Genomic DNA, 10,806 nt, shown 5'->3' with positions numbered 1-10,806 from the left:
ACAGGATGGCCCCCCAACCACCGGGGCCGGGGTTGCCGCTGCACGCGCCGTCCGTGACCAGCCGAACGCGCTTCACCTCGCCCCCCGGCAGCGGGCCAGGTGCCGCCTGACCGCCGCATTGTGCCTCGCAGCGCGGCGGTGCATGGTGGCGACCCTGCACCTGACCCGCCCGAACTCGCCGCAATCCATCTTGGCGGCGTACTTCGCCTCGGTGTCCTTCACGGTGGCCCCATGCAGGGCGGCGTCAAAGGTATCGAGCGGGCGGGCGTAGACGTGGTGGACGCGCACGGCGTTTTCCAACAGACGGGGAAGGTTCATCATGCCGCTCAGTTTGCCCGGTTCTTTTCCGGGCGAGGGAAAGCGAGGGGCGCGTGAGGAGGGAAAAGAAAAAGGCCAGCCCCCACACGGAGACTGGCCTGCCCTTCAGCAGTAGGTGTCGCCCCCGCAGGCGGCCCGGAAGTGGGTGGACATCAGCCCTTCGTGCGGGCATTCGGCGTCCGGCCACTCGCTCAGCGGCTGGGCGAAGGCGTAGAGCAACTGGGTGAGGTGCTGCTCCTCCGCTCTGCTCAGGCCGTCACAGGGCAGCCCACGCAGGATGTCCACCAGAAACCCCATCTGGGCGCGGCTGAGATGGACAGGGCAGCACTGCACGCCCAGGTCTTCGGGGTCCGGGTTGACCCGCACGGCGTCCCGTTGCTCGGCCTCCTGCTCTTCCTGCTCGATGCGCTTAAGGCCCTTTTTTACGATGTTCTGGAATGTCATGCCTCCCGCGTTGCCCCGGTGCCGTTCCGGGCGAAGGTGTGCCTCAACCGCCGGTGCCGCCCTGCATGACCCACTGGGCGAACTCCTGGGCCACATTCTCACGCTCAGCCTTGCCCGCGCAGGAGAGCGGGCGATGGGCAGGGGAGAGCCAAAGAAAAAAGGCCAGCCCCGATGAAGGGACTGGCCTCTTCTGAACCTGGAAGCGTCAGCGGGCACGGCGCTTTATCAGTGGCCCACACTCAGCGGCGGCACCGGGCCGAAAAAGCCGTGCCACTCACGGGTACTGCTGCCGCTGCCCCTGAAGGCGAAGAAGGTATCGCGCGTGGCGTTGCCCTTGTAGACACCCGAGGCCCCGTCACAGGTCAGGGTCAGAAGGAACTCGCTGCCCCGGTCGGCCTGAATGCCCAGGACCTTTTCCCTGGCGGTGGCCGTCATCACGATGGTCTTGCCCTGGGTCACCCCGCCGAGGGTCACGGTGCAGTCGTCGGTGAGGCCCCCCGTGTACACCGTCAGGCCAGAGCGCGGCACGGGGTTGGGCGTGACCTGCTGGGCACCAGCACCAGAGAACGCCGCGAGAAGGACAGAAGCGAGAGCCAGCATGGAGAAGGATTTCTTCATGTCTCCCGCTTTGCCCGCTCTCTTTGCGGGCGAGGGTGTGCCAGAGACACCCTATATATAAGGTATCCCTCCCTGGAAAAATCCCGTGCTTCCAGGCCCCCCGCCCCCCGCTCTCCTTCCAGAAGCAGCCCGCCCTTCTGAGCGCACCCGCGTTCTTTTCCTTCCGGGACCAAAGAAGCAGGCCGGGGCCAGAGCGACAAAGAAAGAAGGGGAGACACCGTGACTGGTGCCTCCCCTGATGCCGATGCTTAGTGCTGCGCCTGACCGTCCCAGTTCGGGTTGATGCCCAGGCCCGGTACGCCCTGACCGTCCAGGCTGAAGACGTGCGCCCAGCCGACGTTCTTTTCGGCCAGGGGCGTGATGAAGGTGTGGGCGTCACTGGCGGTGACGGTCGTGTCGGCGGTGCGGCCCGCGCAGACCAGGCGCACCGTGACCGGGGTGTGCGGGTCTACGTCCACCGAGACGGTGCGGGTGCTGCTCCTGCCCCCGGCCAGCGCCAGGCGTCCGGCGCGGCTGCCCTGCAGCGAGACGTGGCACCGCTGGGGCAGTTCGCCGCTCAGGAAGCTGACCGTGACGCTGCTGGTGGGCGCGGGCGCGGGGGCAGGCTGTCCACCCAGCATCCGGTCGAGGGCGCTGCTGAGGGTGCTGGGGGTGGGCAGCACCGGCTGTCCGCTGAGCAGGCGGTCGATGGCGTCACCCAGGTTGGGGAGCACCGGCTGGGCACTCAGCATCTGGTTCAGGGCGCTTCCCAGGCGGCTCGGGGTGGGCAGCGCAGGGCCAGCGGCCAGGGCGCAGGGAGAGGCGAGCAGGATGAAGGCCAGTAGGGTTTTCTTCATGCCCCGCGCGTTGCCCCGGCGCAGTTCCGGGGCGAGGGTCTCCTTCTGGCCTCCCCCTGGCGCTTCAGAAAGGAAGGGCTTCGCCTGCATCCGCCGTCAGGTCACTCGTTCTGACCTTCAGCCTCGCCGCTTTCGCGTACTTCAGGGCCAGCGTCAGGTCGTCGCCCTGGGGCCGGGCGTTGCACGCGCCTTTGAATTGCCGCAGTTCCTGGCCCCGCACTTCCAGACAAAAGCGCAGCTTGCCCCCTTCGTCGCGGGCCAGCACGATGACGCACTCACCCCTGAACGCCATGTGGCGGTAACTGCCGACGCAGATGTCCAAATCTTCCCCCGCCGCAATCAGTTCATGGGTGTCTCCGGCGCGGCGAAAGGTCAGGCCCCCCAGCGTCTGGTCCAGCCGGTCGTACCGCTGTTGTGTGGCGCTCTCCAGTGGCAGGTTGACGTTGGCGAGGCGGCGCTGAAGCCGCGAGAGTTCGTCGTGCAACTGACGCACGGCCTTTGCCTTTGGCCTGAACTCCGGCCACGCGACTTGCACTTCTTTCCACATGCGCCCGGCGTCCCGCGCAAGTTCCAGCCCCCGGCTGCCTTCCTGCTCCAGTCCCCGGATGAGCGCCTCGCCGCCTGCCCGCTGAACGTACTCCGGGCAGGCCGTCACGCTGAACACGCCATGAGGTACGGCCCTGAGTGCCCGCGCCATCATCTCCGGCCCCTGCACGCCGCTCTGGAACAGCGACTCCAGCAGCCTGACCTGCTCGGCACACTGAAGCTGCCCCCGCGTCCAGCGCGTCAGGGGGCCGCACAGGTCGGCAAGTAAGGCTTTGGCACCGGGGCGGCGGCGCAAAAAGCGCCGATACGCGGGGGCGCTCAGGGAAGGCACGCGCAGAAAGAGGCCGGGGATGCTCAGCAGTTCCGGGCAGCGCACAGCCAGCAGGGTGAGCGACACTTCTTCGCGCAGACCGGGGGCAAGTTGGGACAGCGTGCGCTTCAAGTCGGCCTGTTCACCGGGGCGCAGGGACTGGGCGGCTTCCTGGGCGAGTTCAAGCAGGCCACGGAGCTGGGTGTGGTCGTTGAGGTCATCAGGGAGCCGCCCGTAAGACACGTCGTTGAGCTTGCCGCCGCTCAACACCAGCATCCGCCGTCCGTTCCACTGGGCGCGGAAGGTCATCTGCACGCAGGAGAATTTGGCGTAGCGGGCCGGGGCACCCTGACCGTCCGGGGCCGTGTGGCTCAGGACGTACTCGGTTTTCAGGTGGTAGAACTCGCGCACGCCTTCTGTGAAGGGATGGTCGCGCACCTCGCTCGTTTCGGACAGGGTGTAGCCATACGCGCTGACCTTGAGCATGTCCGCTTCCTGGTCGGGATGAAGATGGGGGCGCACCAGCCGCAGATAGGCGGCGCGGGTCAGGTCACTCCATTCGTCCGGGCGGCCCGCGTCCTGCATGAACTGTCTCCAGTCCCACGCCTCTTCGGGAACGCCCGCTTTCGTGGGCACGTCCTCCCGGTTCAGCAGCACCCGCTGTAACCAGCCGCTGGAGTGGCGAATCCACAGGGCGGCCACTTCGCCTTCGGCGCGGGAGTCAGTCCACGTCAGGCACCACAGGGTGCGCCGCACGCCGACGTGCCGGGTCTGGAAACGCTCAAGGTCACGCTCCAAGGCGTTCCCGGACAGGACGCGAGTCCGGGCACGTTCGGGGAGCTGCTTGACCCACGCTTCTCCGTTCGCCTGGGCTTCCTCAAGCAAAGCTGCGTGGCAGCACTCGGAGATGCGGCGGCGATTTCTCTGGGCCAGCAGGTCAAGGGCGGCCTGAACCTTCAAGACTGGAGAGCGGGCGGCGAGCACCTGGGCGCTGCAAAACCCGGCCCGCAGCACCTCAGCCTCAGCGTGGCTCGGCGCAGTGAAGTGGTTCAGGGGGCGCAGGGGCAGCAGCGGTGCGGGCGTGTGGTGGGTCAGGGTCATGCCCCGACGTTTGCCCGGTGCGTTTCCGGGCGAGGAAAAAAAGGGGGGGGCGTCCCCCGGCGCTGGGCAGCGAAAGGGGCAGTGGGGCGAGGGGTGCCAGAGCGCACCTATATATAAGGTATGCCTCTCAACAAAAACGGCCAGCCCCCCGTGAGAGGGACTGACCGGGAAAACTCAGCGCGTGGGATGCGCGGGGTTTTCAAAGCTGAATTGGTGGAAATACTCGCCCCTGACCTCACCGACTTCGCGCAGCAGCAGCATTTTGACTGGGGGGCGTGTGTCGCTGACCCGTTCGGGCAGAGCGCGTCTGGCAAGGGTGCGTTTGCGGGCGTACTCGGCCACGCCGCGCACGGTGAAGAACTGGGGCATGTTGTTGACCCTTCGGATTGTCTGACGTTCCACGGCGCACGACAGCAGAAAGTAGAAGCCGCAGGGACACTCTTCCTGAAAAGCGAAACGGGGAAGCACTTCTCTCTGCGCCGCTTCGAGTGCCGTGATGTCTTCTTTCAGGCGCTGGATTTCGTTTTTGCCGATGTCGTAGGCCCGGCCTCGCAGGAACCAGTTGCGTTCTTCGTAGCCTGCTTCTTCCAGACTGGCCCAAGTCCAGAAGCCCAGGCCCTGCCTTGCCTGAAGCTCGGCCCGGCGCTGGATACGCTTTATCTGCCGCTCTTTCAGTGTGATGAGGTGGTGCAGGGCTTCGAGTTCTTCGCGGGGCATCTGCCGGAGGCTGATTCGCTGGTCGAGGTTCATGCCCCAAGTCTTGCCCGGTGCTCTACCGGGCGAGGGAAGCACACCCTATATATAAGGTATCCCCCACAAGAAAAACGGCCAGCCCCCCGACTGAGGGACTGACCGTTTAGCGCGTGGGGTGGGCGGGGTTCTGGAAGCTGAAGCGGTGGTAATACTCGCCCCTGACTTCACCGACTTCGCGCAGCAGCAGCATCTTGACCGCCTGGCGCGTGTCGCTGACCCGTTCGGGCAGAGCGCGTCTGGCAAGGGTGCGTTCGCGGGCGTACTCGGCCACGCCGCGCACCGTGAAGAACTGGGGCAGGTCGTTCAGGAGGTCGCGGTCAGGGTGACGTTCCAGAGCGCAGGCCAGCAGCGGGGAGAAGGCGCAGGGACACTCTTCCTGAAAGGCGAAACGGGCCAGGGGTCCCTGCCGCGCTTCTTTCAGGGCCGCGATGTCCGCTTCGAGGCGCTGGAGTTCGTCTTTCCCAATCGCATAAGCCCGCGCTTCGAAGAAATGGCGGCGGTCCTGCTCGGGGGCTTCTTCCAAGGCGGCCCAGGTCCAGAAGTCCAGACCCTCCCGTGCCTGAAGCTCGGCCCGGCGCTGGATACGCTTTATCTGCCGCTCGCGCTGGAGGATGAGGCGCTGGTAGGCTTCGAGTTCTTCACGGGGCATCTTCCGAAGGCTGATTCGCTGGTCGAGGTTCATGCCCCAAGTCTTGCCCGGTGCTCTACCGGGCGAGGGAAAAAAGGGGGGATATCCCGGCGCGGGTCAGGGAGAAGTGAGGGCGGGGCACGTCACAGGCCAAGCTGGGCGATGAGCTTTTCCATGTCGTGCTGCGGCGCGGGGAGGATGCGGCAGAGGGTGTCGAGCTTGTTCGGGGTGGCCGGGTCGTGACTGAGCAGGGCGGCGTAGACCTGCCAGCCACGCGAGAGGGCCGTCATGACCTGCTCGTGGGACACCTCGTTGCTGGAGAAATGCATCACCTTCCCCGTCTGGGGATTGAGGAAGTGGTACGCCAGGTGGCTGTTGCCGCTCAGGGGCCGGATGCTGCACAGTTCGCGGTAGTGGTCGGTGGTCATGACTTCGAAGGTGAAGTCCGAGAGGTCGTACCGCACGCCGCGCAGGGAGAAGTGCGTCTCGTCCTGGACGTGGCGCTGCGGACTGGGCGCGGCAGGCCTGGCAAAGAGGCCGCTCAGCAAGTCCGGTGCGGCGGGCTGTGCGGACGCTGTGCGGGGGAAGATGTCGGAGAAAAGGTCGTCGAACGTTGGAGGCGTGGTCATGCGCCCGCCCTTGCCCGGTGCCTGTACCGGGCGATGGGGTCAGGAAAAAAGGCCAGTCCCCCGTCAGAGGGACTGACCGTTTACATCATGTAGCCGTCCAGCGCGTGGTAGAGCTGCTGGTCACTGAGCTTGTGCATGTCGTGGCGCAGGGCGCGGGTTTTGCTGAGGAGCACGTGCGCCAGGGTCACGTCCGCAACCTCGGCCTTGATGCGGGTTTCGACGAAGGCGAGGTGGCGCTGGATGTAGCTCCGCTCGGCCTGGGTGTAGCTGACCTTCTTGGGGCTGTAATCCACAGTCGGGTCAAGGTCGTACTCGTCGTGTTGGGGGCCAGAGGCGATGTGCGGCTGTGCGGGACCGTATTCGAGGTCGTGCTGGGGGTCGCTCATACTTGTGCTTTGCCCCGGCGCAGTTCCGGGGCGACGGTTCTTCCAGGCCCACAAAACTTTCTCTTCTTCCGATGCCCTCTCCCGCTCAGGCGCAGGCCACAAAGAAAAAGGCCAGCCCCTGCATGAAGGGACCGGCCAGGAGAGAGAGACTTACGCGATGGCTTCAGCTTCTACCTGTTCCACGTCGTCCAGCACCAGCAGCAGGCGCTCGTTGGCGACCCTCGCGGCGCGAACGCCAGTCACACACATGCCCAGCAGCAGCAGGGCCAGCAGGGTGAGGGTGCCGGACACGGGCAGGGTGAGGTGCAGGGCCGAGAGCATCACCAGCAGCAGGCGCACGCCGTCGTCGGCCCAGTTCCACAGGCCCAGGCCCGACTGCATCACCACCTGCCAGAGCAGGGCGGTCATGATGACGAAGGCCAGCAGGCGGATGACGGGCGGGTGCCTGCGGTCGCGGCTGGTGAGCAGGGCCAGGAACAGAGCGCGGTCGGTGGCGCTGCGGGTCATGGCCTGGAAGTCGCGGAGTTGCTGAGGAATGTTCATACCACGGACTTTGCCCCGGTGCAGTTCCGGGGCGACGGTTCTTCCAGGCCAAGTGCGTGGTTGTTCTTCCAAGGCACCCCACTTCGCTTGAGCAGAGGCGACAGAAAAAAAGGCCAGCCCCCCGTGAGGGACTGACCAGAGAAGGGGAGGGTCATCCGGACACTTCACGCAGCATCGCCGTGAAGGGCACGCTGAAGACGGCTTCCGTTTCCCGAATCATGCACTGGGTCACGCCAGAGCCCCAGGTGTCCATCATGTGCTTGGACGCCTGTTCAGCCGCTTCGTGCAAGGACGCGGCGGTGAAGTGCGCCGGGGCAAGGTGGGGCAGGTCCGGTATCTGGTAGGTCAGGGCGTATCGCTTCATGTCCCCGGCGTTGCCCGGTGCCGTTCCGGGGCGAAGGAAAAAGAAAAAAGGTCAGCCCCCGACTGAGGGACTGACCCGGCTTAGAAAGGCATGTCTTCCTGGTCCTGTTTGTCCGTGCTGTCGTCTACCGCCATGTCCAGGTTGAAGAACGTGGACGCTTCTTGCAGTGTGGCTCCGAGATGAAACCCCGGCTTGCCGACGGGCGCAAAGGAGCGCGTGACCTCGACTTCGTAGCGAACGGCGTCCACTCCTTCTTTGTCGTAGTAGGTTTCGATGACCTTGAGGCGGCCTCCCATGAAGCTGCCTTCCCACGTCTTTCGCAGGCCGTGGTCGTTCCCGGTGAGCCTCAGAGTGACGCGCTGCCCTCCGACAATCATCTTGATGGTGTCGTTCATGCCTCAAGTTTGCCCCGGCGCAGTTCCGGGCAACGGAAAGAGGGAAAAGAAGGAGGGCAGGGGGACACGTTCCCCCTGCTATTCGATGATGAAGCCCCGGAAAAAATCCTGAGCTGGGTGGTCGCACTCCCCGGCGCAACTGTGGCTGTGGAAACTCAGCACGGTGTCGCCCGGCTCCAGGGCCAGCTTGAGCTGGAGCGGTTGGCGCGGGGAGAGGTCATGCAGCTCCAGGTCTACCACCTGTCCGTTTCGGATGACCCAGACGAACAGATGGTCGTCGTCCATCATCGAGCACACGGGCCGCCCGGTGGCGTGCAGGGCCTGAGCCGCGTCCAACTTGCGCGGCTTGTCTGCACCGTGCAGCTTCTTCCACATCCGGCGCAATCTTGTGATGTCCTTGATGCCCTCAAGGGCTTCGAGGAGTTCAGCCGCCTCGCGTTCACAGTCCTCGCACAGCAGGAAGTCGCGCTCGACAAGAGGCTTGCCACACTGGTCACAAGTCGGAACTTCAGAAGAGATGGAGTACGTCATGCCGCGCTCTTTGCCCCGGTGCTTTTCCGGGCGACGGAAAGCTCAGAGGCCGAGGGCCACAAAGAAAAAAGTGCAAGCCCGCGTAGGGGCCTGCACTCAGAACGAAATGGACGTGGGGTCGCCTTGGGGCCGCGCCGCCTTCTCGTACTCGGCCTGCTCACGGAGGTACTCGGCGTAATGCTCATCGGCCTGCGCCTGACATTCGTCGCAGAGTTGTCCAGGCTCGGGAACTTCGTCCATGTTGCAGTTGCGGCAAAAGGCATTGAAAGTCATGTCGCGCTCTTTGCTCGGTGTCTGTCCGGGCGACGGAAAGCTCAGGGCCACAAAGAAAAAAGTGCAAGCCCACGTCCGGGGCCTGCACTTGGAAAGGGAAAGGACTCAAGCGGCGCGGGTCTGGGCGGGAGCCGGGGAGAGAAAGCGCTCCACCTCATCCCGGTTCGCTTCGCACCAGAGTTGCGCCATGCCGAGTTCGTGCCGGGAACCGCAGGCGAGCAAGAAGGCGGCGGCGCGAAACTGCTGCGCCTTGTCATGGTGGTCATGCCTGAGCACGGCGCGGGCGAGCGCGTGGCTCAGTCCACCCGAAGCCGTCCAGTCTTTCCAGTGGTGCTTCCTCGGAAGTGCGGCGACTTCTTCCGGGGTGAGGAGCTGCGTGACTTCTTTCTTGGGCGTGGTGAGGTCGCCAACAAGCAGGCGGCGTCCGTAGTCCTGAATCTGGGAGAGCTTCATGCCGCGCTCTTTGCCCGGTGCGTTTTCCGGGCGAGGGAAGGAGTGGCGCGGTTCAGTCTTGCGTGGCGGCCCTGAGTGCTTCGAGGTAACTTCCGAACGGCCCCACAGGTTCGTTGTTCCAATTGGCAGGAAGTTGAGACAGGCCCTTTTCTGTCACGCGGTAGAAGTACGTCGGCCCATTGCCAGTTGCCTTGTCGTCCCTGAACACTTCCAGATTCAGTTGGTCTGCGAGTTGTTCGAGTTCGTATTCTTCTTTGCTCATGCTCCTGGGTTTGCCCGGTGTCTGTCCGGGCGAGGGCAAAAGAAAAAAGGTCAGCCCCGGTGAAGGGAGCTGACCCGGTGCCTCAAGAGAGGCGGACGTGAAGTGCTTCGGCGTCCCTGGCTTCCTGGGCCTCCCATTGCTCGAAGCCACCTGGGAACTCGGCTTGAAGCTGGGCGAGAGCTTCAGCGTCCTGCTCCGCCTGGCACTCAGGGCAGAGTTGGTCTGTGTCTACGGTGTCGAAGTTGCAGTTGCGGCAAGAGGTGAAGTGAGTCATGCCGCAAGTTTTGCCCGGTTCTTTTCCGGGCGAGGGGAAAGCTCAGTGCCCGTGAGTGGGCAAAAGAAAAAGGGGCCAGCCCCCGTGAAGGGACTGACCCAGCGCGTTCAGGTGTGACCCATCTGGATGAAGCGCATGTTCGTGGGAAGCGGCTGACCACCAAGCGCCGCTTCCCAGGTCGCTTCCATCTCTGCTCGCGTGTAGCCTGCGCTGCCTTCACCCAGTGGTGTGACCAGAAACGTCAGGTGCGGGCGGCGGCGAACGAAGTCGAGCAACGTAACCAGTTGCGACCCAATCTCACCGAGCGGCAAGCTGCGTCTCTGGCCGGGGCGGACAATCGTTTGAACCGCGTAACTCTTGCCCGAGTGTCCGAGCATCGGGCCACGCGCCTGACCGAACACGGCCCAGTGACCCACGCGAAGCGGACTGCCAGCAGGTGCATCTTTGGCGGCGAGAAACGCGGCGTCGGTGCGCCAGGTGTTGCGGGCGTCACCGTGCATGGCCTGACCCGCTGACCCGGCTCCATGAAAGCCAGTGGCATTGCTGCCAAAGACAAAGACCTCGTGTGCGGCAAGTGACTGGATTCCAGAAGCGCAAGTTTCCCAGGGCAGAGAGAAGGGCGTGTTCATGCCGCTCAGTCTGCCCGGTGTTTCTTCGGGCGAGGGAAAAAGAAAAAGGGGGAAGTCTCCCGGCGCTGAGCAGTGAGAAGTGATGTGGATGCGCCGCAGGCAAGGGTGGCCTCGCACCCGCGACACTTCTCTGCGCCCAGGGCCACCGACACAGACCAGACTTCCGAAAAAAAGAAAAAGAAAAAAAGGCCAGCCCCCCGGATGGGAGACTGACCGTTAATCGTAGAGGCCCGCATCGAGTGCCGAGCGCAGGTTGCGCTCCTGCTTCTGGCGGGTGCTCCACGTTTCCATTGCCATCTCCAGGGCGCGGGGCCGGATGGTATTCAAATCCGTTGCCTCTTTCACAAGAGACATCTCCGTGTTTGCCCGGTGGTGTTCCGGGCGAGGGGGAAGCAGCAAGCCGAGTCAGTGCGCTCCTGCTTTCCTTCTTCCAGGGCCAACCTGTTCAAATCCAGTGCGCTCGCGCAACAACTCGCCGCGCACTTCAGAGCGACAAGGCATCTTCCTTCTTCC

At 64.5% G+C, this 10,806-nt stretch carries 18 protein-coding genes and 1 pseudogene; all 19 read right to left on the bottom strand.

Annotated elements, in window-relative coordinates; translation table 11 throughout:
- Positions 1-76, bottom strand: a pseudogene (locus Q4C89_RS15175) (ribonuclease HI); the annotation flags it as partial.
- Positions 73-321: a hypothetical protein gene (locus Q4C89_RS10215; RefSeq protein WP_303102508.1), complete on the bottom strand. Its 249-nt coding sequence runs from the start codon at positions 319-321 to the stop codon at positions 73-75. The pseudogene Q4C89_RS15175 and the gene Q4C89_RS10215, both read right to left, overlap by 4 nt.
- 102 nt (positions 322-423) lie before the next feature.
- Positions 424-762 (bottom strand): hypothetical protein, encoded by a 339-nt coding sequence (locus tag Q4C89_RS10210; protein ID WP_303102507.1) that lies wholly within the window; start codon positions 760-762, stop codon positions 424-426.
- A 225-nt stretch (positions 763-987) separates the two neighbouring features.
- Entirely contained in the window at positions 988-1,380 is a 393-nt protein-coding gene (locus Q4C89_RS10205; RefSeq protein WP_303102506.1) for a hypothetical protein, read from the bottom strand.
- Between the two features lie 248 nt (positions 1,381-1,628).
- Positions 1,629-2,216 (bottom strand): hypothetical protein, encoded by a 588-nt coding sequence (locus Q4C89_RS10200; protein WP_303102505.1) that lies wholly within the window; start codon positions 2,214-2,216, stop codon positions 1,629-1,631.
- A 64-nt stretch (positions 2,217-2,280) separates the two neighbouring features.
- The gene (locus tag Q4C89_RS10195) at positions 2,281-4,173 is read right to left on the bottom strand and encodes a PcfJ domain-containing protein (RefSeq protein WP_303102504.1); all 1,893 of its coding nucleotides are present in this window, start codon (positions 4,171-4,173) and stop codon (positions 2,281-2,283) included.
- A gap of 174 nt (positions 4,174-4,347) precedes the next feature.
- Positions 4,348-4,923: a hypothetical protein gene (locus tag Q4C89_RS10190; protein ID WP_303102503.1), complete on the bottom strand. Its 576-nt coding sequence runs from the start codon at positions 4,921-4,923 to the stop codon at positions 4,348-4,350.
- A gap of 106 nt (positions 4,924-5,029) precedes the next feature.
- On the bottom strand, positions 5,030-5,608 hold the full coding sequence (locus Q4C89_RS10185) for a hypothetical protein (protein ID WP_303102502.1): 579 nt from the start codon (positions 5,606-5,608) through the stop codon (positions 5,030-5,032).
- An 89-nt stretch (positions 5,609-5,697) separates the two neighbouring features.
- Entirely contained in the window at positions 5,698-6,183 is a 486-nt protein-coding gene (locus Q4C89_RS10180; RefSeq protein ID WP_303102501.1) for a hypothetical protein, read from the bottom strand.
- Positions 6,184-6,263: 80 nt separating this feature from the next.
- Positions 6,264-6,569, bottom strand: coding sequence for a hypothetical protein (locus tag Q4C89_RS10175; RefSeq protein ID WP_303102500.1), 306 nt, complete (start codon positions 6,567-6,569; stop codon positions 6,264-6,266).
- 150 nt (positions 6,570-6,719) lie between these two features.
- Positions 6,720-7,112, bottom strand: coding sequence for a hypothetical protein (locus Q4C89_RS10170; RefSeq protein ID WP_303102499.1), 393 nt, complete (start codon positions 7,110-7,112; stop codon positions 6,720-6,722).
- 151 nt (positions 7,113-7,263) lie between these two features.
- Complete coding sequence (locus Q4C89_RS10165) at positions 7,264-7,476, bottom strand: hypothetical protein (RefSeq protein WP_303102498.1); 213 nt, start codon at positions 7,474-7,476, stop codon at positions 7,264-7,266.
- Between the two features lie 80 nt (positions 7,477-7,556).
- Positions 7,557-7,871 carry a hypothetical protein gene (locus tag Q4C89_RS10160; RefSeq protein WP_303102497.1) on the bottom strand — a complete coding sequence of 105 codons (315 nt, stop codon included), beginning with the start codon at positions 7,869-7,871 and terminating at the stop codon, positions 7,557-7,559.
- A gap of 78 nt (positions 7,872-7,949) precedes the next feature.
- Complete coding sequence (locus Q4C89_RS10155) at positions 7,950-8,402, bottom strand: hypothetical protein (RefSeq protein ID WP_303102496.1); 453 nt, start codon at positions 8,400-8,402, stop codon at positions 7,950-7,952.
- Positions 8,403-8,498: 96 nt separating this feature from the next.
- Positions 8,499-8,675: a hypothetical protein gene (locus Q4C89_RS10150; RefSeq protein WP_303102495.1), complete on the bottom strand. Its 177-nt coding sequence runs from the start codon at positions 8,673-8,675 to the stop codon at positions 8,499-8,501.
- Between the two features lie 105 nt (positions 8,676-8,780).
- Complete coding sequence (locus tag Q4C89_RS10145) at positions 8,781-9,128, bottom strand: hypothetical protein (protein WP_303102494.1); 348 nt, start codon at positions 9,126-9,128, stop codon at positions 8,781-8,783.
- Between the two features lie 52 nt (positions 9,129-9,180).
- Positions 9,181-9,390 carry a hypothetical protein gene (locus tag Q4C89_RS10140; protein ID WP_303102493.1) on the bottom strand — a complete coding sequence of 70 codons (210 nt, stop codon included), beginning with the start codon at positions 9,388-9,390 and terminating at the stop codon, positions 9,181-9,183.
- A gap of 381 nt (positions 9,391-9,771) precedes the next feature.
- Positions 9,772-10,293, bottom strand: a complete 522-nt coding sequence (locus Q4C89_RS10135) for a hypothetical protein (RefSeq protein ID WP_303102492.1) — start codon at positions 10,291-10,293, stop codon at positions 9,772-9,774.
- A gap of 216 nt (positions 10,294-10,509) precedes the next feature.
- Positions 10,510-10,638, bottom strand: coding sequence for a hypothetical protein (locus tag Q4C89_RS10130; protein WP_303102491.1), 129 nt, complete (start codon positions 10,636-10,638; stop codon positions 10,510-10,512).
- Positions 10,639-10,806: the final 168 nt, after the last annotated feature.

This window comes from Deinococcus sp. (assembly GCF_030523985.1).
GTDB lineage: Bacteria > Deinococcota > Deinococci > Deinococcales > Deinococcaceae > Deinococcus.
The sequence above is the reverse complement of the archived record's forward strand: the minus strand, read 5'-3'. Positions and strand labels throughout refer to the sequence as shown.